General features: G+C 64.5%; 17 protein-coding genes. 6 read left to right on the top strand and 11 right to left on the bottom strand.

Going from position 1 to position 22113, the window contains the following annotated elements; translation table 11 throughout:
- Positions 1 to 113: 113 nt before the first annotated feature.
- Positions 114 to 1019 (top strand): polyphosphate kinase 2, encoded by a 906-nt coding sequence (ppk2, locus tag FJ974_RS27415; protein WP_140533259.1) that lies wholly within the window; start codon positions 114 to 116, stop codon positions 1017 to 1019.
- A gap of 63 nt (positions 1020 to 1082) precedes the next feature.
- On the opposite strand, the gene FJ974_RS27420 is transcribed toward ppk2, so the two are convergent.
- From FJ974_RS27420 to FJ974_RS27430, 3 genes are all read right to left on the bottom strand, one after another.
- Complete coding sequence (locus tag FJ974_RS27420; protein ID WP_140533260.1) at positions 1083 to 1829, bottom strand: enoyl-CoA hydratase-related protein; 747 nt, start codon at positions 1827 to 1829, stop codon at positions 1083 to 1085.
- A gap of 11 nt (positions 1830 to 1840) precedes the next feature.
- Positions 1841 to 2479, bottom strand: coding sequence for an acyl-homoserine-lactone synthase (locus tag FJ974_RS27425; protein ID WP_140533261.1), 639 nt, complete (start codon positions 2477 to 2479; stop codon positions 1841 to 1843).
- Between the two features lie 278 nt (positions 2480 to 2757).
- Positions 2758 to 3489, bottom strand: coding sequence for a LuxR family transcriptional regulator (locus FJ974_RS27430; RefSeq protein WP_140533262.1), 732 nt, complete (start codon positions 3487 to 3489; stop codon positions 2758 to 2760).
- A 243-nt stretch (positions 3490 to 3732) separates the two neighbouring features.
- On the opposite strand from FJ974_RS27430, the gene FJ974_RS27435 reads away from it, so the two are divergent.
- Positions 3733 to 4587 (top strand): transporter substrate-binding domain-containing protein, encoded by an 855-nt coding sequence (locus FJ974_RS27435; RefSeq protein WP_140533263.1) that lies wholly within the window; start codon positions 3733 to 3735, stop codon positions 4585 to 4587.
- 12 nt (positions 4588 to 4599) lie between these two features.
- On the opposite strand, the gene FJ974_RS27440 is transcribed toward FJ974_RS27435, so the two are convergent.
- Complete coding sequence (locus tag FJ974_RS27440; RefSeq protein WP_140533264.1) at positions 4600 to 5010, bottom strand: tellurite resistance TerB family protein; 411 nt, start codon at positions 5008 to 5010, stop codon at positions 4600 to 4602.
- Positions 5011 to 5169: 159 nt separating this feature from the next.
- Here FJ974_RS27440 and FJ974_RS27445 point away from each other — a divergent pair, with 159 nt between their 5' ends.
- Positions 5170 to 6819: a lysine--tRNA ligase gene (locus tag FJ974_RS27445; RefSeq protein WP_140533265.1), complete on the top strand. Its 1650-nt coding sequence runs from the start codon at positions 5170 to 5172 to the stop codon at positions 6817 to 6819.
- Here the strand turns inward: FJ974_RS27445 and FJ974_RS27450 are convergent.
- The 7 genes from FJ974_RS27450 to FJ974_RS27480 all read right to left on the bottom strand — a co-directional run bounded on the left by FJ974_RS27450 (position 6782) and on the right by FJ974_RS27480 (position 15695).
- Positions 6782 to 7666 carry a thermonuclease family protein gene (locus FJ974_RS27450; protein WP_413468329.1) on the bottom strand — a complete coding sequence of 295 codons (885 nt, stop codon included), beginning with the start codon at positions 7664 to 7666 and terminating at the stop codon, positions 6782 to 6784. The two genes, FJ974_RS27445 and FJ974_RS27450, sit on opposite strands and share 38 nt — an antisense overlap.
- A gap of 10 nt (positions 7667 to 7676) precedes the next feature.
- Positions 7677 to 8318 (bottom strand): helix-turn-helix transcriptional regulator, encoded by a 642-nt coding sequence (locus tag FJ974_RS27455; protein ID WP_140533267.1) that lies wholly within the window; start codon positions 8316 to 8318, stop codon positions 7677 to 7679.
- A 193-nt stretch (positions 8319 to 8511) separates the two neighbouring features.
- Positions 8512 to 10731, bottom strand: coding sequence for a 3-hydroxyacyl-CoA dehydrogenase NAD-binding domain-containing protein (locus FJ974_RS27460; RefSeq protein WP_140533268.1), 2220 nt, complete (start codon positions 10729 to 10731; stop codon positions 8512 to 8514).
- A 14-nt stretch (positions 10732 to 10745) separates the two neighbouring features.
- Entirely contained in the window at positions 10746 to 11954 is a 1209-nt protein-coding gene (locus FJ974_RS27465; RefSeq protein WP_140533269.1) for an acetyl-CoA C-acetyltransferase, read from the bottom strand.
- A gap of 30 nt (positions 11955 to 11984) precedes the next feature.
- A complete protein-coding gene (locus FJ974_RS27470; RefSeq protein WP_140533270.1) occupies positions 11985 to 13157 on the bottom strand; it encodes an acyl-CoA dehydrogenase family protein in 1173 nt (390 codons plus the stop codon).
- Positions 13158 to 13209: 52 nt separating this feature from the next.
- Positions 13210 to 15006, bottom strand: coding sequence for an acyl-CoA dehydrogenase (locus tag FJ974_RS27475; RefSeq protein ID WP_140533271.1), 1797 nt, complete (start codon positions 15004 to 15006; stop codon positions 13210 to 13212).
- A 227-nt stretch (positions 15007 to 15233) separates the two neighbouring features.
- Positions 15234 to 15695 carry a MerR family transcriptional regulator gene (locus FJ974_RS27480; protein WP_140533272.1) on the bottom strand — a complete coding sequence of 154 codons (462 nt, stop codon included), beginning with the start codon at positions 15693 to 15695 and terminating at the stop codon, positions 15234 to 15236.
- 443 nt (positions 15696 to 16138) lie between these two features.
- Here FJ974_RS27480 and FJ974_RS27485 point away from each other — a divergent pair, with 443 nt between their 5' ends.
- The 3 genes from FJ974_RS27485 to FJ974_RS27495 all read left to right on the top strand — a co-directional run bounded on the left by FJ974_RS27485 (position 16139) and on the right by FJ974_RS27495 (position 22053).
- Entirely contained in the window at positions 16139 to 20143 is a 4005-nt protein-coding gene (locus tag FJ974_RS27485) for an SEL1-like repeat protein (RefSeq protein ID WP_140533273.1), read from the top strand.
- A gap of 192 nt (positions 20144 to 20335) precedes the next feature.
- A complete protein-coding gene (locus tag FJ974_RS27490; protein ID WP_140533274.1) occupies positions 20336 to 21259 on the top strand; it encodes a sulfite exporter TauE/SafE family protein in 924 nt (307 codons plus the stop codon).
- Positions 21259 to 22053, top strand: coding sequence for a TIGR02186 family protein (locus FJ974_RS27495; protein ID WP_140533275.1), 795 nt, complete (start codon positions 21259 to 21261; stop codon positions 22051 to 22053). The genes FJ974_RS27490 and FJ974_RS27495 overlap by 1 nt, the downstream gene beginning before the upstream one ends.
- Positions 22054 to 22113: the final 60 nt, after the last annotated feature.

Here is a 22113-nt window from a genome sequence, read left to right on the forward strand (position 1 = left end):
TTCGCAAGGGTTCATGCGCAAAATCAAAGTGCTAGCCGCTTTGCGTCCGGAGAGGCGCGGCGCTGCACAGGGCTCCCATAGCATGAGTCCGCCAGCTGGAAAGGTTCGTCTGAATGAAAAAAGCCAAGGAACAGGCCGAAGCCGGACCCGCCGCGGGACCGATCAAGATCAGGATCGATGGCAAGGAACGCACCTTCGACATCGACAATCCGGAGCTTCCGGACTGGATCGAGGACAACAAGCTGACCGCCGGCGGCTATCCCTACGACAAGAAGATGAAAGGCGAGGACCACGACAAGGAGCTCGAGCAGCTGCAGATCGAACTGGTCAAGGCGCAAGCCTGGCTGCAGGCGACCGGCAAGCGGGTGATCGCGCTGTTCGAGGGCCGCGACGCGGCCGGCAAGGGCGGCACGATTTTCGTGCTGAGGCAATACATGAACCCGCGCACGGCGCGCAACGTGGCGCTGACAAAGCCGACGCCCACCGAGCTCGGGCAATGGTACTATCAGCGCTACGTCGACCACTTCCCGACGTCAGGTGAGTTCGTCACATTTGACCGTTCCTGGTACAACCGTGCCGGCGTCGAGCCGGTGATGGGCTTCTGCACGCCGCACCAGCACGAGAAGTTCCTCGACGAGACGCCGCATTTCGAGCGCATGATCTCGAACGAGGGCATCCATTTCTTCAAATTCTGGCTGAACATCGGCCGCGAGACGCAGCTCGAACGGTTTCACGATCGTCGCTGGAGCCCGCTGAAGAACTGGAAGTTCTCGCCGATCGACGTCGCCGGCATCAACAAATGGGACGACTACACCAGGGCATGCGACCTCATGGTCGAGCGCACGCACAAGGAGTTCGCGCCCTGGATCATCGTGCGCGCCAACGACAAGCGCAGAGCGCGGCTTGCCGTCCTGCAGCGCATCCTGTTGTCGCTGCCTTATGACAGCCGCGACCTCGATGCCATCGGCAAAGAGGATAAAAAAATCATCGGTGAAGGGCCGTCGTTCCTGGAGACGTAGCCGCCAATATTACAGCGCCGCGGCCCTTTTCGGGTCCGCGGCGCTGAGGTTTGCGCGGAGGCTTTAAGCAGCGAGGCGCGCTATCCGCTGCAGCCGCTTCAAGGTGGCGTCGTCCTGCAGCGCCTGCTGGAACAGCGATATCTCATGGTCGATACGGTCGCAGAGCACGTCCGTATCGCCCTTGAGCAGGTCGCGGGTCTGCAGGAGCGCGGCAACCGGCTTCTTGGCCAGCTGCCTTGCCCGCGCCAAGGCCACCTCCTCGGCGCTGCCCTCCACGATCTCGCCGACCAGTCCGAGCGCCTTTGCGTCTTCGACGCCGAGCGTATCGCCCAGGCAAAAGAAGCGGAAGGCGCCGGCGTAGCCGAGCTTCTGGGGCGCAAGGATGCTGGTTGCCGCGTCCGGCACGAGGCCGAAATCGACGAACGGCACCCTGAAGGTGCTCCCCTTGGAGGCGATCACCATGTCGCAGTGGAACAGGATGGTGCAGCCGACACCGACGGCGTCGCCGTCGACGCAGGCAAGCACCGGCTTGGGGAAGGTCGCCAGCATGCGGAACATGTCGGTGACGGCGGCGATCAGCTGCTGGTGCTTGGTGGCGTCCAAGAATTCCGAAAAGTCGCCGCCGAGGCAGAAGCAGCCGGCGAGGCCGCGAAGCACGACCACGCGGACCTCGTCATTGACGGAGGCTTCGTGGAGCGTCTTTGCCAGGCTGGCATAGGCGCGCCTGTCGAGCACTGGGCGGCCGTCATGCGAGGATACCGTGACGACCAGCGTGTGGCCGCGCAGTTCCGGTTCGGGATGGAAGCTCATGACCCCCTCCATCACGAAGCCTGCCTCAGGCCGAGCTGGCCGGGATAGCCCCTGCTCAGCACCGGCGCGAAGTGACTGCGGCGCTGGCGCACCACATCCAGCGTATGCTCGGTGAAGGTCAGCAGCGTCGCCACGACCTGCTGGTTGCCATAGGTACGCTGGTAGCCGAGCGGCGTCGCCAGGAAGTGCAGCTGAAGCGCCCGCAGCACCCACATCGGCTCGAACTCGATGATGACCTGGTTGACGTCGCGCTTGAGGCCCCATTCGACGAAGCCGGCGATCAGCTCGGTGCCGACCGTCGAGACGCCGCGCTTGCCGTCACGAAAGCCCGGCGCCACCGCATAGCGGGTGAGCTCCCAGACATGCGGCCCCGAGGGGGACGCACCTTCGCAGAGATCCGACAGCACATCGGTCAGAAGATGCGGCCGTGTCGTCGGCAGCATGCGCTGGTAGCCGGCGAGTTCGCCGTTGCGGATGACGAGGTGGTGCTCAGCCTCGTCATGATCGAACTGGTCGATCTCGAGACCGTCCGGACGCTCGAGATCGGTCCATCCCATCTCCTCGACGAAGATCCTGTAGCGCAGGCGGTGGACCGCCTCCCAAAGGTCGGGACGTTCCATCAGTTCATGAGTGGTAAGGGAAAAAAGCATTAGCCGTCTCCTGGGCTTAAGAGGAAGATACGGCCGGGCTTTCCCGAAAATATTACGCGATCGCGTAGGCAAGAATTTCTAGGCCAGCACGGCCGACCTAGCTAATATATCCACGCCTAATCGCCTCGGCGACAGCCCGCATATGGGGGAGGCGCCGAGTTTGCTTTTGGCGTTAAGAAAGCATTAGCCGTCTCCTGGGGGCCAAGTAAGATACGGCCGAACTTCCCGAAATTACCATGCAATGGCGTATGCAAGAATTTCCGGGCGGCACGGCCGACCTAGCTGATATAGCCGCGCCTAATCGCCTCCGCGACGGCTTGCACACGATTGGCGGCGCCGAGTTTGCTTTTGGCGTTAAGAAGGTGTTTCTCGGAGGTGTGCTCGGAGATGCCGAGAATCTGTGAAATTTCCCACTCGGACTTGCCGACAGCCGCCCATTGGAGGCATTCGCGTTCGCGCGGCGTCAATTCTACGTGATCGATGACCTTGTCGGCCATCGTGTGAAGCTGCATGGCGCGACCAATGGCGTAGGTCGACACCAGCGAGACCATTCCGAACTCGGCCTCCGACAGGTCGACGGACTCGCCGCCCAGCGAGACCATGACGATCTGGCCGTCGAGCGTGACCAACGGGAAGGCAAGGCCGTCGCGAAGCCTGAACTCGCGGGCGTCGCCCATGACCTCGCCGCTGTTCTTGTCGATGGTGATGGCCTGCGAGGCCTCCCGCCACTGAAAGGGAGCCTGCAGCTGCTTCATGTGGCTGACGACCGGGTCGTGGTCGACATAGTTGCGGGCCACGTAGCGCTCCAGCCACTCGCCAGGCCAGTCGCAGAGCAGCACATGGTCTTTCTGCTGGCCGCGCGGCGTGCCGGGCTGCGGCACGGTTCCGGCCATCAGCGCCGTCAGGCCGAATGTCGAGGTGACGCCGAGCAGCCGCTCGCACACCGCGGCTGCGGTGTTGGCGTGCTGCAGCTGATCTATATATTCCAGCGTTCTGTCGAACATGCCCATCGCAACATCTACCCCATGTTGCTTCTGCTTTGATTGTCGATGGTAGATGCCCGAACCGCCCTTCGCCATCAACCACGAATTGCAATGTCTCGCGGCGCGCCGATAACCTCCCCTTTCCGGCGCGCAGAGCCACTTGCAAACGTGCTAAACCATACGCCTAATTCAGCGGTATGAAATCAAAAACCATTGTGCGTGCGCCATTTTCATACGAAAAGCCGGGGCATGACTGGGCGGAACCTTATCGTGACATTCCGGTGGATATCTCTGGCCCTGATCTCGATGCTGGTCGGCGCCGCGCTGCCGTTTGCCGGCGTGGCCCACGCCGCGCAACCGCAGGTGCCGGTGCTGTGGGACGCCAAGGAGCGGCTGCCCAAGCCCGACCTCTCCGCTTTGCCGAGGCTCCGATTCCTCACCACCACGGATTTCCCGCCGTTCAACTTCCTCGACGGCGCCGGCCGGCTTTCCGGCTTCCATATCGACCTCGCCAGAGCGATCTGCGCCGAACTCGACGTCGCCGAGAAATGCCAGATCCAGGCGCTGCCCTGGAACGAGCTTGATGGCGCGCTGCAGAAAGGCGAAGGCGAAGCGATTATCGCCGGTATCGCGGCGACGGCGGAAAGCCGCACGAAATACGCCTTCTCGCGCTCCTATCTGCAGTTTCCGGCACGCTTCATCATGCCGAAAACCAAGGCCTTCACCGAGCCGATCCTCGACAAGCTGCGCAGCAAGCGGGTCGGCGTCATCGCCGGTTCTGCACACGAGAAGATGCTGCGCGATTATTTCGGCACCGTTCAGGTCGTGCGCTTCGACAAGCCGGAGGAGCTCTATGCCGACCTCAAGGCGGGGAAGATCGACGCCGCCTTCGGCGACGGCATGCGCTTTGCCTTCTGGCTGGGCGGCTCCGACGCCGCCGGCTGCTGCCGCTTCGCCGGCGGCCCGTATCTGGCGCCGGAATATCTGGGCTCCGGCATGGCGATCGCTACCAGAATAGGCGACCCGGCGCTGGCCGCCGCCTTCGACTACGCGCTGCAGGAGATCTCGATCAAAGGCACCTTCGCCGAATTCTATCTGCGCTACTTCCCGGTCAGCTTTTTCTGACGACCGCCCATATCACGTAAGCGTGCGCAGACGCGCTTTGGCCGCGCGGGCGATCGCCGCGACGGTCAGCGTGTCGAGATCGAGCTTGAGGCGGATGAGCTGCAGCACCCGCACTTCCTCCAGGCGCATTTCGAGATCGACGGCGGCGACCTCGAACGCGGCCGCGTAGGCGGTATCGCGCAGCCGCTCGGGCAGCGCCTCGGCGGCACGCGTGAGCACGCCTTCCAGTCCGTCCTTGTCTTGCAGGGCCTTCTGGCAGGCCTGGGCGACGGCGATCAGCCTTTCGTGCCTGAAGTCGACGAACACCGGCCATGAGCGGCAGACGTCGCCTATCCGTGCCAGTTCGACATCGGTCATGTCGCGATCGGAAGCCGAGGTGATGACCATCAGGTAGATCAGCGCTTCGTGCGGCGTCAAAGGCATTCAAAGCTCCATGGTGGGTGACGCCCCAAGGTAGGAGCGTCAGGCAGGCGCCGCAAGGAAAACCGCCGCAAATCGTTGACGCTCCGACAAGTCGCGCCTAGAGACCGGTTGAAAAACCCTTGCGTGCCGCCAAGCCGGCACATGACCTGGAAAAGCGACATGACGGGATCAAACATCCTCGATCTCAATCCGCAGATGCTTGCGGCCGCCGCCGAAAGCAAAGCCTGGCCGTTCGAGGAAGCCAGGAAGATCATCGCCCGCTACAAGAACAAGGACTTTCCCGAGACGGTCCTGTTCGAGACCGGCTACGGCCCGTCCGGCCTGCCGCATATCGGCACGTTCGGCGAAGTGGCGCGCACCTCGATGGTGCGCCATGCCTTCCGCGTGCTGACCGAAGACAAGGTCAAGACAAAGCTGCTCTGCTTTTCCGACGACATGGACGGCATGCGCAAGATCCCCGACAGCGTGCCGGACCGCATGGCGCTCGAGCCCTATCTGCACATGCCGCTGACCTCGGTGCCCGATCCGTTCGGCGGCGACTACGAAAGCTTCGCCGACCATAACAACGCGATGCTCTGCCGCTTCCTCGACACATTCGGCTTCGATTACGAGTTCGCCAGCGCGACGCAGTACTACAAGTCCGGACGCTTCGACGCCGTGCTGCTGCGCGTCGCCGAGCGCTATGACGAGATCATGGCGGTGATGCTGCCGACGCTCGGGCCGGAGCGCCAGGCAACCTACAGTCCATTCCTGCCGATCTCGCCTAAGAGCGGCCGCGTCCTCTACGTGCCGATGAAGCATGTCGACGCCAAAGCCGGCACTATCACCTTCGACGATGAAGGCACCGAGACCACGCTGCCGGTCACAGGCGGCAGCGTGAAGCTGCAGTGGAAGCCGGATTTCGGCATGCGCTGGGCAGCGCTCGGCGTCGATTTCGAGATGTTCGGCAAGGACCACCAGACCAATGCGGTCATCTACGACCGCATCTGCAACATCCTCGGCGGACGCGCGCCTGAGCATTTCGTCTACGAGCTGTTTCTCGACGAGAACGGCCAGAAGATCTCGAAGTCGAAAGGCAACGGCCTGACCATCGACGAGTGGCTGACCTACGCGCCGACCGAGAGCCTCGGCCTCTATATGTACCAGCGGCCGCGACAGGCAAAGAAACTCTATTTCGATGTCATCCCGAAGGCGGTCGACGAATATTATGCCTTCCTGTCCGCCTATCCGCGGCAGGACTGGAAGGAGAAGCTCGGCAACCCGGTTTGGCACATGCATGACGGCAATCCGCCGGCCATCGACCTGCCGGTGCCGTTCGCGCTGCTGCTCAATCTGGTCAGCGCCTCCAACGCGCATGACAAGGCGGTGCTGTGGGGCTTCATATCACGGCATGCGCCGGGCGTGACGCCGAAGACGCATCCTGAGCTCGACCGGCTGACCGGCTATGCGATCCGCTATTTCGACGACTTCGTGAAGCCGACCAAGGTTTTCCGGGCGGCCGACGAGGTCGAGCGCGAGGCGCTGGCGAAGCTTTCGGAGGCGCTTGGCGCGCTGCCGCAAGGCGCCGACGGCGAAGCGATCCAGAACGCCGCGCTCAACGTCGCGCGCAAGATCGAGCGTTATCAGGACCATTCCAAGCAGAGCCCGGAAGGCGGGCCCGGCGTTTCGGTCGCCTTCTTCCAGATGATCTACCAGGTGCTGATCGGGCAGGAGCGCGGACCGCGCTTCGGTTCCTTCGCCGCACTTTACGGCATCGCCGAAACGCGCGCGCTTATTGAGCGGGCGCTGGCTGGTCAGCTGGCGGCATAGCGGCGCCTTCTTCCGCCGGCAGGATGGAGGCCGGCGCGGCGGGCGCCGGGCCAATAGCGGCCGGCAATGCCGGCAGGCCGCCAAGACTTGGCCCCGCGCCGAAGATGCCTTTCTTGGCCGCGCGCGCCTTGTCGCCCGCCTCGGCATAAGGGCCGCCTTGCGTGGCGCGCGCCCAGCCGTTTTCCACCAGCCACTCGCCGACATCCTTTTTGCCGACCCAGCACTGCGTGGAAACGGCGTCGTGCCCGCCTTGCGAAGGAACCGCGCAGGCTAGCGTCCGCCCGCGCAGGAAGGCACGGAATGCGGTCCGGGCACGCGCACCGCACGCCCAGGATTTGCCTTCATCGCTGCGGGTCTCATCGTCCTTCACCACGTCGATACCCGAAACGGTGACAGAATAGCCTTTCGCCTCAATAACGCCGGCGGCGGAAGCGACCGGCTGGAACAGCTTGGTGCCGTCGCGGCCGTCCGGCATCTTCGATTTGCGCGGTTTGGGCGGGCCGGCTAGCGCCAGCTCGCTGAGCGGCGCGCGCGGCTCGACGCGCTCCAACTGCTCCTCGGAGAGTTCGGGCGGCGCCACGACTTCCGGATCGATTGCCCGCGAATGCGCCATCGACTTCGGCGGCTGCGGAGCGGCCGGCGCCAGAATGGCGGAGGTCGCCGGTTCCCCGGGCGCCGGTTCCTCGGGCGCCCCGCCGATGTCTTGCGCTGGAAGCGTATCGGCCGGATCGATCCGATCGACCGCGACGACGCTTTCGCTGCCCTTCAGCGAGCGGCCTCCGGCAATAACCAGCGCGGCCATTGCCGGGATTGCCAGAACCGCGAAGGCAAAATGGAGGACCCGCACCGGCGCGGACCTACTGGCTTGCCCAGACGATCCGCGCCATCCATTCGACATCGCGCATCGGGATATCACGGTCCGGGTGGGCGGGATTGAGCGAGACCAGCACGATCGATTTCACAGTCCGCCGTTCGAGCACCTTGGCCATCACCTCGCCGGCGGTGGTCTTGACGACGACGCGATCGCCTTTGCGGACGGGCGCGCCAGGCTCGACGATCAGCAGGTCGCCGTTGCGGTAAAGCGGCAGCATGGAATCGCCCTGGACCTTTAACGCGTAGGAGGTTTCCGCCGTTCGTGCCGGAAGCTCGACCAGATCCCAGCCCTGGCCGGCAGGATAGCCGGCGTCATCGAAGAAGCCGCCGGCCCCCGCCTGGGCAAAGCCGAGCAATGGCACGGCCCTGAGCGGGTGCGGGCCGGAAGGGCCGCCGCGACCCTCGACCAGCCCGGTGAATTCTTCCAGCGAGGCGCCGGTGGCCTCGATGATCTTGGCCAGCGATTCGGTCGAGGGCCAGCGCGGCCGGCCATCGGAGGACAAGCGCTTGGACTTGTTGAAGGCGGTCGAATCGAGCCCGGCACGCCGGGCGAGGCCGGAAGCCGACAGCGAATAGCGTTCGGCAAGAGCGTCGATGGCGGCCCATACGCGATCGTGTGAGAGCAAGACCGCTCTCCTTCGAAACAGGAAAAAATGCCTCTGCCTGTCTACCCTGCAACCGTCCGGTTGTCCACCGGCACTGCGGTGAGTCATCAACAAATCTGGACCACGGCTGGACGCCGTGGCCATCATGCGCGCCAGGCTGGCCCCCAAGCTTACATCACAGCGCCGCGCGTCCTCTCGGACTTTTGCGCACGCGTCAGGCGGCCTGTTTCACGTCGCCCTTGGAGTAGGGATCGAAGCGCTGGTAGAAGGTCTCGCCCTTGTCAGCCATGTCAAGGAGCAGCTTCGGCGCCTTGAACTCGGCCCCGTATTTCTTCTGCAGGCCCTTGGCGATCTTGACGAAGCGCTTGGCGCCGATGCCGTCGATGTAGGACAAAGCACCGCCGGTGAAGGGGGCGAAGCCGAAGGCGAGGATCGAGCCGACATCGGCTTCGCGCGGATCGGTGACAATACCCTCTTCCATGACCCGAACCGCTTCCAGCGCAATGGTGACCAGAAGCCGCTGCTTCAGTTCCTCATAGTCGACCTTCTCGGGCTTGAGCTGCGGATAGAGATCCTTGAGGCCCGGCCAAAGCTTCTTCTTCGCCGGCTTGGCGGGATAGTCGTAAAAACCCTTGCCGTTCTTGCGACCGAAGCGGCCATGCGTGTCGATCATGGTGTTGATCAGGTCCATCTGCTTCGGATCGACGGCGTTGTCGCCGAGATCCTTGATGGTCTGCTTCATGATCTTCTGGGCAAGGTCTATCGCCGTCTCGTCTGTCAGCGCCAGCGGGCCGACCGGCATGCCGGCGGCCTTGGCGGCATTCTCGATCATCGGCGCCGGAACGCCCTCGATCAGCATCTTGTAGGCTTCCGACATGTAGCGGAGCACGCAGCGGTTGACGTAGAAGCCGCGCGTGTCGTTGACGACGATCGGCGTCTTCTTGATGGCGCGGACAAAATCGATCGCCACGACGAGCGCCTTGTCACCGGTCTTCTTGCCCAAAATGATCTCGACCAGCATCATCTTGTCGACCGGCGAGAAGAAATGGATGCCGATGAAGTTCTTCGGCCGCGCCGAGTTCTTCGCCAGCGCGGTGATCGGGATGGTCGAGGTGTTGGAGGCAAAGACCGCCGACGCTTTCAGCACAGCTTCGGCCTGTTCGGTGGCGCTCTTTTTGACGGCCGAATCCTCGAACACCGCCTCGACTACGAGATCGCAGCCGGCAAGGTCGGCATAGTCGGCCGTCGGCGTGATCAGCGACAGCAGCTTGTCCTTTTCCTCGGGCCTGGCGCGGCCCTTCTTCACCTGATCCGAGATCAGGCTGTCGGAATGCGCCTTGCCCTTTTCGGCCGACTCCATGTCGCGGTCGAGCAGCACGACCGGAATGCCGGCCTTGGCTGTGACATAGGCAATGCCGGCGCCCATGAAGCCTGCACCGAGGATGCCGATCTTCTTGAACCTGGTGTCCGGCACGCCGGCCGGGCGGCGCGCGCCCTTGTTCAATTCCTGCAGCGAGACGAACAGCGAGCGGATCATCGCCGCCGCTTCCCTGGTCTGCATGATCTCGGTGAAGTAGCGCTGCTCGATCCGGAGCGCGGTGTCGAACGGCACCAGCAGCCCTTCATAGACACATTTGAGGATTGCAGCAGCGGCTGGATAATTGCCGTAAGTCTCGCGGCGCAGGATGGCGATGGCCGGCGGCCAGAGATTGGCGCCGGCAGCAGAATAGATCGGGCCGCCTGGCAATTTGAAGCCCTTCTCGTCCCAGGGCGCCACCGGCTTCAGGCCGTTCCTGATCATCGCCTTGGCGGTCTCGATCAGCTTCTTCGGTTCGGCGATCTCGTGGATCAGGCCCATCGACTTCGCCTTTTGCGGCGTGAGATTCTGGCCTGACGTCAGCATCTGCAGCGCCTGCTGCTGGTCAGTCAGCCGCGGCACGCGCTGGGTGCCGCCGGCGCCCGGGAAGATGCCGATCTTCACTTCGGGAAGCGCCATCTTCACCTTGTCGCTATCGGCGGCAACGCGGCCGTGGCAGGCGAGCGACATCTCGAAGGCGCCGCCCATGCAGGTGCCGTTGATCGCCGACACCCAAGGCTTGCCGCAAGTCTCTATCTTGCGGAACAGGCCGGTCATATAGCCGGCGTTGTCGAACAGTGCCTTGGTCGCCTTTTCGAGATCCTTCTCCTTTTCGGCGGCGAAGGTGGCCAGCATCTTCTGCAGCATGGCGACGTCGGCGCCACCGGAGAAACTGTCCTTGCCCGAGGTGATGACGACGCCCTTGATCGCGGCATCGGCGGTCACCTTCTCGACGATGGCGTTCAGCTCGCGCATCGCCTCCTCGGTGAAGACGTTCATCGAGCGGTCCGGCATGTCCCAGGTGACCAGCGCGATACCGTCGGCGTCGATGTCGAGGGTGAAATTGGTGTAGCTCATCTTTTCTCTCCCCGTCAGACGCGTTCGATGATGGTCGCGGTACCCATGCCGGCGCCGATGCACAGCGTGACCAGCGCGGTGTTCAAGTCGCGGCGCTCGAGCTCGTCCAGCACGGTGCCGAAGATCATGGCGCCGGTGGCGCCGAGCGGGTGGCCCATGGCGATCGCGCCGCCATTGACGTTGATCTGGTCGTGCGGGATGTCGAAGGCCTGCATGTAGCGCAGCACCACCGAGGCGAAGGCTTCGTTGAGCTCGAACAAATCGATGTCCGACAGCTTCATCTTGGCGCGCTTCAGAAGCTTCTCGGTAACGTCGACCGGCCCCGTCAGCATCAGCACCGGCTCCGAGCCGATATTGGCGAAGGAGCGGATGCGGGCGCGGGGTTTCAGGCCCATGGCCTTGCCGGCCTTCTTGGAGCCGAGCAGCACGGCTGCGGCGCCATCGACAATGCCGGACGAATTGCCGGCGTGGTGGACGTGGTTGACCTCTTCGACCTCCGGATGCTTCTGCACGGCGACCGCGTCGAAGCCGCCCATCTCGCCAGGCATGACGAAAGACGGGTTAAGCGAAGCCAGCGACTGCATGTCCGTCGAGGGGCGCATGTGCTCGTCACGGTCGAGGATGGTGAGACCGTTCTGGTCCTTGATCGAGATCACCGAATTCTTGAAGCGGCCCTCCTGCCAGGCCTTGGCGGCGCGCTTCTGGCTCTCGACCGCATAGGCGTCGACGTCGTCGCGGCTAAAGCCGTATTTGGTGGCGATCAGGTCGGCCGAGATGCCCTGTGGCACGAACCAGCCGGGCAGGCCGACGGAGGGGTCCATGAACCAGGCGCCGCCGGACATGCCCATGCCGACGCGCGACATGGATTCCACGCCTCCGGCAATGACGATCTCGTCGGCCCCTTGGGCGATCTTGGCGGCGCCGAAATTGATGGCGTCCAGGCCGGAAGCGCAGAAGCGCGAGATCTGCATGCCGGGCACTGAGGTCGCGTAGCCGGCCTCGAAGGCCGCGGCGCGCGGGATGACGGATCCCGCCTCGCCGACCGGATCGACGCAGCCGAAGATGATGTCGTCGACATTGCCGGTGTCGAGTTCGTTGCGGTCGCGCAGCGCTTCAAGCGTTTTGGCGGCGAGCCGCACCGCCGGCACCTCGTGCAGCGAGCCATCCTTCTTGCCCCTGCCGCGCGGCGTGCGCACGGCGTCATAGACGTAAGCTTCGGCCATTTTCGTGCTCCTTGGTTTGCCGGTCGACGCTTAGAGCGAGCGGCCGATCAGCAATTTCATGATCTCGTTGGTGCCGCCGTAGATGCGCTGGACGCGGGCGTCGCGGAACATGCGGGCGATCGGATATTCGTTCATGTAGCCATAGCCGCCGTGCAATTGAAGGCACTCGTCGACGACTTTGCCCTGCAGGTCGCTGAGCCAGTACTTGGCCATCGAGGCCGTCACCGGATCGAGGCCGCCGGCGATGTGGCGGGCGACGCAATCATTGTAGAAGACGCGGCCGATGGTCGCCTCGGTCTTCAGCTCGGCCAGCTTGAACTGGGTGTTCTGGAAATCGATGATCGCCTTGCCGAAAGCCCGGCGTTCCTTGACATACTCGACGGTCAGCGCCAGTGCCCGCTCGATCATGGCGATTGCACCGGTGCCGATCTGCAGCCGCTCCTGCGGCAATTGCTGCATCAGCTGGACGAAGCCCTTGCCTTCCTCATGGCCAAGCAGGTTGGCGGTCGGCACGCGCATGTCGTTGAAGAACAGCTCCGAGGTGTCGTTTGCCTTGAGGCCGATCTTATCGAGGTTGCGGCCGCGCTCGAACCCTTCGACCTCGTCGGTCTCGACGACGATCAGCGAGGTGCCCTTGGCGCCCTGGCCCGGATCGGTCTTGGTGACGACGATGATCAGATTGGCAAGCTGGCCGTTGGTGATGAACGTCTTGGAGCCGGTGATCTTGTAATGGTTGCCGTCCTTCTCGGCCCGCGTCTTGACACCCTGCAGGTCCGAGCCGGCGCCGGGCTCGGTCATGGCGATGGCGCCGATCAGCTCGCCGGTCGCGAGCTTCGGCAGCCATTTCTGTTTCTGTTCCTCCGAGCCGTAGTGGAGGATGTAAGGGGCGACGATCGAATTGTGCAGGCCAATGCCGAAGCCGTCGACGCCGACATGGCCGATCGCCTCGATGATGGCGCTCTCATGCGCGAAAGTGCCGCCGGAGCCGCCATATTTCTCCGGCATCGAGGCGCAAAGCAGGCCGGCGGCGCCCGCCTTCAGCCAGCTCTCGCGATCGACCATCTCGTTCTTCTCGAACTCGTCATAGCGCGGCGCGATCTCTTCCGACATGAAGCGGGTGGCCATGTCGTAGAGCATGCCGACCTCGTCCGCCGCCCAGGCGGGCTTCGGCAAGCCAAGAACTTCGGCTGGATTTGTCGCCACGATTTCCTCCGCGTTCCGACAATTGTGGGCCGGGCGTGCCGGCCCGCCGAACCTAGAACGCTTCCGCCGGCAGCGCCATTAGCGTGTCCGCGCCACTGGAAATGCGGGCAAGGCGGGTCGCGGTCTCCGGCATGATGCGCTCCATGAAGAAGCGCGCCGTGACCAGCTTGTTGTCGTAGAAGGAGGAAGCGCCGTTGGCGCCGTCGGCCAGCCTGGTACCTGCGGCCTTGGCCATCTGCGCCCACATATAGCCGAGCGCCACAAGGCCGAAGAGATGCATATAGTCGGTCGAGGCGGCGCCCGCATTGTCGGGCCTGGCCATGCCGTTCTGCAGCAGCCACATGGTCGCCGCCTGCAGGTCGTTGAGCCCCTTCTTCAGCGCCTTGGTGAACGGCGCCATCTTTTCATCGGCGCGGTTTTCCTCGCAGAACTCGCCGACCTCCTTGAAGAAGGCCTGCACGGCGCGGCCGCCATTCTGTGCCAGCTTGCGGCCGACGAGGTCGAGCGCCTGGATGCCGTTGGTGCCCTCATAGAGCATGGCGATGCGGGCATCGCGCACGAACTGGCTCATGCCGTGCTCCTCAATATAGCCGTGACCGCCGAACACCTGCTGCGCCATCACGGCGTGATCGAAACCCTTGTCGGTGAGCACCCCCTTGACCACCGGCGTCATCAGGCCGGTGTAGTCGTCGGCGGACTGGCGGTCCTTGTCGTCGCCCGAGCGATGCGCGACGTCGGACTTGATCGCCGTCCACAGCGTCAGCGCGCGGCCCGCCTCGTTGAACGCTTTCATGGTCATCAGCGAGCGGCGGATATCGGGGTGGACGATGATCGGATCGGCTTTCTTGTCCGGTGCCTTGACGCCGGAGAGCGAACGGCCCTGGAGGCGATCCTTGGCGTAGGACACGGCGTTCTGGTAAGCGATCTCGGAGATTGAAAGCCCCTGCAGGCCGACGCCGAGGCGGGCCTCGTTCATCATCGTGAACATCGCCTTCAGTCCGCCATTCAACTCGCCGAGCAGCGTGCCTTCGGCCTCGTCATAGTTCATGACGCAGGTCGAATTGCCGTGGATGCCCATCTTCTCCTCGATCGAGCCGCAGGAGACGGCATTCCTCTCGGCGGGATTGCCGGAGGCGTCGAGCTTGAGCTTGGGCACGATAAACAGCGAAATGCCCTTGACGCCGTCCGGCGCGCCCTCGACGCGGGCCAGCACCAGATGGACGATGTTGTCCGCCATGTCGTGCTCGCCGGCGGAGATGAAGATCTTCTGGCCGGAAATTCTGTAGCTGCCGTCGCCGTTCGGCATGGCCTTGGTTCGCAGCAGGCCGAGATCGGTGCCGCAATGCGGCTCGGTCAGGTTCATGGTGCCGGTCCAGATGCCCTCGACCAGCTTCGGCAGCCATGTCGCCTTCTGCTCGTCGCTGCCATGGGTGATGATGGCGGCGATCGCGCCTTGCGTCAGACCGGGATACATCATCAGCGCCATGTTGGCGGAGACCATGTATTCGGAAACGGCCTGGTGGACCGTGTAGGGGAGGCCCTGGCCGCCGAACTCGGCGGGGGCGGCAAGCCCCATCCAGCCTCCTTCGCGATATTGGTCGAAAGCCTCCCTGAAGCCCTTCGGCGTCGTCACCGAGCCGTCGTCGTGGCGCACGCAGCCTTCAATGTCGCCGACGCGGTTCAGCGGGTGCATGACATTCTCCGCGAGCTTGGCGCCTTCGGCGAGGATCGCCTCGAGCACGTCGGGCGTGGCGTCGGAGAAGCCCGGAAGATTGGAATAGCGCTGATAGCCCAGCACGTCGTTGAGCACAAAAAGCGTGTCCTGGACCGGCGCCCTGTAGATCGTCATGCCTTCCTCCACCCTGGTCCTGGCCGGACGGCAAAGTTCCCATCCGCATCCTGGACGGGGCCGAGCCGATATCGATGTCCCGATAACAAATATTGACGTTTGCGTAAACGTCAACTTAGTCACGACCAGAAAAAATTTTGGTGAGTGGCTTGGACACTGGCGACAAAAAAAGCCGCGCGGCTATGGCCACGCGGCTTTCATTTCTCAGGATCAGTTGAGACGCGCGGTCAGCCGGCGGCGCTTGCCTGCGGCGCAGCGCGCTCGATGAGCATCTGGCGCACCGTCGTCATCGAGGCGCTGAGCTCGTTGATCGCGTCCTCGATCAGCGCCCGCTGCTTCTGCAGTCGGGCAAGCTGCTTCTCCGACTTATCGAGCGCCAGCCGCAACTGCTTGGTGTTGGAGCCGGTCGGGTCGTAGAGATCCATCATCTGCTTGACGTCGCGCAGCGAGAACCCGACCTTGCGGCCGAGCAGGATCAGCTTCAGCCTGGCCCTGTCGCGGCGCGTGTAGAGACGGGTCGAGCCGTCGCGCTGCGGGTTGAGGAGGCCCTTGTCCTCGTAGAAACGCAGCGTGCGCAAGGTCACGCCGTATTTCTTGGCCATCTCGCCGATTCGGGCGAGTTCTTCGCCGGCCTCGGCCGGTAAGGTGTTGGTATTGGCCGCGGCTTCGCCGGGCGAAACAAGTTTCATGGTCACTGGCTTTCCCCTGGTGGCGCCGCGGTTCTTGACCAAGCGTCGCCTGAGTGGAAGCGGGGGCGTGCTTCCAATCGTGGTTTCAACAAAACAAGCGCAAAAGGCACGGTCGCGCACCTTTTACGTTTACGTCAATTCTATACCGATAGCCGGCACCTGACGCAAGGGCGTTGTCGGAACGGAGCTTTATGCCGCACCCGGCAGCCGGTTCAGGATTTATGCGCAGCTTCTTAAGCTTGGTTAACGCCTTGTTTACCACGTTGGGCGAAATGTGCGCATGTCGGTCATCCGTGTTTATCCTGTAGTGAATTTTTCACGGTCTTCGAAGCGTGGGTGAAAAACCCGGAAGCCCGTCTTCCGCCGCAGCGCGGCCGTCTTCGTTCCCGGCAGGACTTTGCGACAACCGGCCACGGCCGGCCATTCTGAACACGGGCGCATCGATGAACAGCAAGCGGTCCTATCTCGATACCCTCAACGCCGGCAGGCAGCGCCGGCCGCACACCTCGCTGGAGGAGTTGAACCGCTCGCTCGAAACACTGGAGCAGCGGCTGGAGCGGACGCGCAGCGACACCCCGGAGCGCTCCGATCCGCGCCGGCCGGCCGTCGAGCCGCGCTACCCCAGCGCCCAGCCCTACGGCCAGCAGCCGCGCTGGTATGAGGACCCCTACCCGGCGCAAGGGTCGCAAGATCGGGCGCCGCAGATCCCGGCGCCTACCGCTCCTGCCCCCGGCCAGAACTATCAAGCCATCGCCCGCGACATCGATCGGGTGCGCGGCCAGGAAGACAGCGTCGCGATGGTCGGCAAGATTGCCGTCGAACTGCGCGGCCTGCGCGAGGAATTGCGCCACCAGATGACCGCCGGCCTCGAGCGCGAATTCGAGGCATTGCGCAAAGACATCGATCGCGCCATGCAGGCAAACAGCCAGCCCGGCGCCCAGGCAGGCAAGGGCAGCGCCGAGCTCGGCCTCGAGTTCGAACGGCTTTCGGGCGCCATCCAGACGCTGGCCGAAAAGAGCGACGACCGCAGCGTCAACCTGCTGCGGCTGGAGCTGGAGCAGGTCAAGGCGGCGCTCGACACGCTGGCGCGCGAGGAAAGCGTGCAGAAGGTCGACCGCCGCTGGGACGATTTCGACCGCCGCTGGAGCGCCTTCGAGGATCGCGTCGACGCCGACCAGCGCCAGCGCGCCGAAGGCCCGGGCCTTTCGGTGCTGACCGACCGGCTCGAGCAGATCGGCAACGCGGTGAACAATCTACCGGAGTCGCTGTCGCTGCGCTCGCTCGAAGAAAAGGTGCGCATGCTTGCCGGCGCGGTCGACCGCTTCGCCAGCCAGCAGACGGCGCGCGGCAGCGAGACGCTCGCCATGATCGACGAGCGGCTGGACGAGATCTCGCGCGCCATCGTCGCCTCGACGGTGGCGGCGCAGGCCAATGCCTTCGACCCGGAGACCTTCGGGCGGATCGAAAAGCGCATCGCCTCGCTGGCGCAGCAGATCGAGGAGGTCGCGCAGGCGCGGCCCGGCGCCGAAGTGATCGACCGCCTCAGCCTGTTGTCCAGCCGTGTGGACGAGCTGGCCGGGCGCGCCGACCTGCCCGAACAGGCCATGGAGCGGCTTGGCAAGCAGATCGCAACGATTGTCGACAAGATCGACCGTGCGCCGGCGATGCCCGACGCCGACCATATCTTCCATGGGCTGGAGCAGCGTTTCGATGCGCTGTCGAGCCTGCTGGAGCGCCGCCAGGGCGATGCGATCGAACAAGGCAATCTTCTGTTCCGCGATCTCGAGCGGCGGCTGGACGAGGTGACGGACAAGCTCGACCAACGCATGCAGCAGGACGACAGCGCCGGCATCATGGAGGCGATCGACGCCCGCTTCACCGCGCTTGCCAAGCGCATCGAGACGCGCGCACCCGATCCCGCCCAGGAAATGGCGATGCGTGGCCTCGAAACCCGGCTCGAGGACATATCCAGCCGGCTGGAATCATCCGCCGCGCAGGTCGCGGGCATCGATCCGGCGCTGATCCGCAGCCTGGAGGCGCAGGTCGCCGGCCTGTCGGCGCATCTTTCGAAGCCGGGCATACCGCTGCCCGAGTTCGAGGACATCAGCCCGCGGCTCAACGAGATCGAGAAATCGCTGGCCGGCACGCGCGATTCCATTCTGGGCGTCGCCCGCGAGGCGGCCGAGAACGCCGTAAGGTCGCTGGCCCAGTCGAATTCCGAAACCGCTGCCTCCAATTCGGTCGCCGTTGCCGGCCTCGCCCAGGACCTGAAGACGCTGGAGGCGCTGACCCGCCGTTCGGACGAGCGCAATTCGCGAACCTTCGAGGCGATCCACGACACGCTGCTGAAAATCGTCGACCGGCTGGGGTCGCTGGAGCCCGCCGAGGCCAGCGAAGCGGTCAGCGAACTCATCGATCCGCAACCGGGCGACAGACGTGCCGCCCGCGGCAAGATCGCCGTGCAGGACGCGCCGTCGATGGATATCGACCAGCCGCTGCCTTTGACCGGCGACATGGCCGATCTCGATGTCCGGGCCGCTGCCATCCTGCGCAACGAACCGGCTACGCGAAGCGAACCTGGCCAGCGCTCGCCTGCCGAGGCCGCCGCCGCGGCGGCCATGGCCGCGCTCGGGTCGGATGCGACCGCCGAGAAGAAAGAGAAAACCGGCGGCAAGAAGTCGATGTTCAGCGGGCTGGCGCGCGCGTTCAAGGGCAAGAAGGACCCGAACATGCCGCCGCTGGCCGGCTCCGCGCCGGCCGCCGATGTTCCGAACGTCGACCTCGATGAACCGCTTGATCCCAAAGCGGCCAACCGGCCGCTGGAGCCGGGCTCTGGCGCCCCGGATCTCAATGCCATCATGAAGCGGGTGCGCGACGAGCGCGGCCAGCCGCCGAAGCGCACCGAGACCGATGCCGCCAAGTCCGACTTCATCGCTGCCGCCCGCCGCGCCGCGCAGGCCGCCGCCGCCGAGGCCGACGCGCTGAAGCGGCAATCGACCATGAAAGGTCCGGTCAAGGCGCTGAGAATAGGCGACCTGCTCAAGGCGCGTCGCAAGCCGATCCTGATGGCGGCGGCCGCCATCATGATGGCGCTTGCCGGCCTGCAGCTCGGCAAGGCCTTCTTCGCCGATCCCGTCGCGGTGGCCAGCAGCGAGCCGACGCCCGTTATCTCCGCACAACCGGTCGAGACGGCTTCGCTCAACGCCACCAGCGCGCCGAAGCCCGACACGCAAGCCGCGCAGCCCGAGAGCACGCCGGCCCGTGTCATCAGGCAGGCCGAGCCGGCGAAGGACAATCCGACGGCACAGGCCGCCGCCACGCCGCCCGCCCCCGGAATGCCCGCCGAAGCGCCAGCAGAACCAGCGCCTGCGCCGACCGCCCTTGCCGCGCCTTCCGACCCGGCGCCGGCCCCAATGGCGTCGGCCATGCCGTCCGAGCCGGTCGCTCCGGCTGTCACGGACTCAGATGCTGACCCGGAACCGATGACCGGCTCGCCGGCAGCCGATACTTCTCCGACCGCCAAGCCAGCCGGCACGGCCGCGGAAACGACCGGCGCTGTTGCGCCGGCCGAGGCTGCGGTATCCGCGGCCAAATTCGACATTCCGTCCGAAATCGGCCCGGCCGCTCTGCACGATGCAGCAGCCGGCGGCGATGCCAGGGCGCTGTTCGAGATCGGCTCGCGCTACGCGGAATCGCGCGGCGTCAAGGAAGACATGGCGGCGGCGGCCAAATGGTACGAGAAGTCCGCCGAGCTCGGCTTCGCGCCGGCCGAATACCGCATCGGCAATTTCTACGAGAAGGGCATCGGAGTCGGACGCGACATCAAGAAGGCCAAGACCTACTACCAGCTCGCCGCCGAGCAGGGCAACGCCAGCGCGATGCACAATCTGGCGGTGCTGTTTGCCATGGCGGCGGACGGCGTCACCGACAATGAATCGGCGGCGCACTGGTTCCAGGCGGCGGCCGACCTCGGCGTCAAGGACAGCCAGTTCAATCTCGGCATCCTGGCGGCCAAGGGCGTCGGCATGAAGCAGAACCTGGAGGAGTCCTACAAGTGGTTCGCGCTGGTCGCCAAGACCGGCGACAAGGACGCGGCCGCCAAGCGCGACGAGATCGCCAATGCGCTCAGGCCCGAGCAGCTCGAGCGGGCACGCGCCGCGGCGGAACTGTGGAAGGCAAAGCCGCTCGATGCGGCCGCCAATTCGGCCGACGTTCCGGAATCCTGGCAGGACAGCACGCCGCAGACGACCGCCGGCATCGACATAAAGAAGGCGGTCAAGAACATCCAGCTGATCCTCAACAAGAACGGCTATGAGGCCGGCGGCGCCGACGGCGTGATCGGCGACAAGACCAAGACCGCCATCATGGCTTTCCAGACCGACAACAAGATGAAACCGACCGGCGTGATCGACGCGCCGCTGGTCAAGGCGCTGCTGGCGCACAAATAACGGCATATGCGTCGCATACGCGACGCCTTGCCACAGATTTGCCTGTTAACTGATTGAGATATCTTTTTGTTTCGGCGCGGTGGCGGGGTTTGACCCCGCCACCGCCTCGGCGCAAGAAAAAATTGGCTTTTCTGTGCGAGACTACCCAAAACGGCTGCATTTGCCGACAAGCAAACTGATCGAGACAGACGGGTGGGCATCTATCTCCCGATCGCGGAAATTTCCGTCAACGTCTTCGTGCTGCTGGCGATGGGCGCGGCGGTGGGCTTCCTGTCGGGCATGTTCGGGGTCGGCGGCGGCTTCCTGATCACGCCGCTGCTGATCTTCTACAACATCCCGCCGGCGATCGCGGTCGCCACCGGCGCCAACCAGGTCATCGCCTCCTCCTTCTCCGGCGCGCTTTCGCACATGAAGCGCGGCACACTCGACTTCAAGCTGGGGGCCGTGCTTCTGGCCGGCGGCATCGTCGGCTCGACAGGGGGCATCTTCGTCTTTGCGCTGCTGCGCCGGCTCGGCCAGCTCGACCTCTTCATCTCGCTGCTCTACGTCGTGCTGCTCGGCACCGTCGGTGGGCTGATGCTGGTCGAGAGCGTCAACGCGCTGCGCGCCACCCGCAGCGGCGCGGCGCCGGTGTTGAAGAAATCAGGCCAGCACAACTGGATTCACCGGCTGCCGCTCAAGGTGCGATTCCGGGCCTCCAAGCTGTTCGTCAGCGTCATCCCGGTGCTCGGACTGGGGGCGGCGATCGGCTTCCTGTCGTCGATCATGGGCGTCGGCGGCGGCTTCATCATGGTGCCGGCGCTGATCTACCTGCTCAAGGTGCCGACCAATGTCGTCATCGGCACCTCGCTGTTCCAGATCATCTTCACGTCCGCCTACACAACGCTGGTGCACGCCACGACCAACCAGACGGTCGACGTGATCCTCGCCTTCCTGCTGATGGCCGGCGGCGTCGCCGGCGCCCAATACGGCGCCAAGGCCGGCCAGAGGCTGCGCGGCGAGCAGTTGCGAGCCCTGCTGGCGCTGCTGGTGCTGGCGGTGGCCATCCGCCTGGCCATCGATCTTTTCGTCACGCCGCCCAATCTCTACTCGCTCTCCGCCGCGGGCCTGAACTGATGGCGGGCTTGAGAACGTTCGCAGCCACGGCCTCGATCTCTCTGCTCTTTGCCCTGTCGCCGGCGACGGCGCAAACGCCGCCGCCTGCCGAAAGCGTCCAGATCGGCCTGTCGACCGACGCCATATCTATCACGGCCGGTTTCTCCGGCGCCGACCTCACCATCTTCGGATCGCTGGAAAACCCCGATCCGCTGGTGGCGCGCCAGGGGCGCTATGACGTCATCGTGGTGCTCGAAGGGCCGCCGCGGCCGGTGGTCGTGCGGCGCAAGGACAGGGTGCTGGGCGTTTGGATCAACCTTGAATCCGAAACCTTCGAGAACGTTCCGGTTTCCTATTCTGTCGCAACGACGCGGCCGCTGCAGGACATCACCGAGCCCGCCAAGTACAAGCAGCTGTCGCTCGGGGCCCAGAACCTCTACATGAAGCCAGCCGACGCAACCGACGGCCCGGCGACGATCGAGGAATTCACCGCGGCGCTTCGCGACCGCAAGGCGGCGACCGGGCTCTACAGCGAAAATGTCGGCGGCGTACAATTCCTGTCGCAGAACCTGTTCCGCGCTACTGTCCGGCTGGCGCCCAACATTCCGGTCGGCACCCATAAAGCCCGCGCGTTCCTGTTCAAGAGCGGCCTGTTCATCAAGGAAAGCTCAGCCCAGCTCGAAATCCGCAAATCCGGTTTCGAACAGTCGGTCTTCCGCGTCGCGCACGACTATTCCTTCCTCTACGGCGTCTTCGCCATATCGCTGGCCATGCTGACCGGCTGGCTCGGACGCCTCGTCTTCCGCAAGGATTGAGGACGAAAGGGGTTTCCCTTTCGGCGATCATGCGATAAACCGCCGCCTCCCAACCCACGG

Source organism: Mesorhizobium sp. B1-1-8 (assembly GCF_006442795.2).
GTDB lineage: Bacteria > Pseudomonadota > Alphaproteobacteria > Rhizobiales > Rhizobiaceae > Mesorhizobium.

Excerpts from the sequence above, each read along its gene's own strand:
- ppk2 (WP_140533259.1), top strand. The coding sequence starts at position 114 with ATGAAAAAAGCCAAGGAACAGGCCGAAGCCGGACCCGCCGCGGGACCG.
- FJ974_RS27420 (WP_140533260.1), bottom strand. The coding sequence starts at position 1,829 with ATGAGCTTCCATCCCGAACCGGAACTGCGCGGCCACACGCTGGTCGTC.
- FJ974_RS27425 (WP_140533261.1), bottom strand. The coding sequence starts at position 2,479 with ATGCTTTTTTCCCTTACCACTCATGAACTGATGGAACGTCCCGACCTT.
- FJ974_RS27430 (WP_140533262.1), bottom strand. The coding sequence starts at position 3,489 with ATGGGCATGTTCGACAGAACGCTGGAATATATAGATCAGCTGCAGCAC.
- FJ974_RS27440 (WP_140533264.1), bottom strand. The coding sequence starts at position 5,010 with ATGCCTTTGACGCCGCACGAAGCGCTGATCTACCTGATGGTCATCACC.
- FJ974_RS27445 (WP_140533265.1), top strand. The coding sequence starts at position 5,170 with ATGACGGGATCAAACATCCTCGATCTCAATCCGCAGATGCTTGCGGCC.
- FJ974_RS27460 (WP_140533268.1), bottom strand. The coding sequence starts at position 10,731 with ATGAGCTACACCAATTTCACCCTCGACATCGACGCCGACGGTATCGCG.
- FJ974_RS27465 (WP_140533269.1), bottom strand. The coding sequence starts at position 11,954 with ATGGCCGAAGCTTACGTCTATGACGCCGTGCGCACGCCGCGCGGCAGG.
- FJ974_RS27475 (WP_140533271.1), bottom strand. The coding sequence starts at position 15,006 with ATGACGATCTACAGGGCGCCGGTCCAGGACACGCTTTTTGTGCTCAAC.
- FJ974_RS27480 (WP_140533272.1), bottom strand. The coding sequence starts at position 15,695 with ATGAAACTTGTTTCGCCCGGCGAAGCCGCGGCCAATACCAACACCTTA.
- FJ974_RS27485 (WP_140533273.1), top strand. The coding sequence starts at position 16,139 with ATGAACAGCAAGCGGTCCTATCTCGATACCCTCAACGCCGGCAGGCAG.
- FJ974_RS27495 (WP_140533275.1), top strand. The coding sequence starts at position 21,259 with ATGGCGGGCTTGAGAACGTTCGCAGCCACGGCCTCGATCTCTCTGCTC.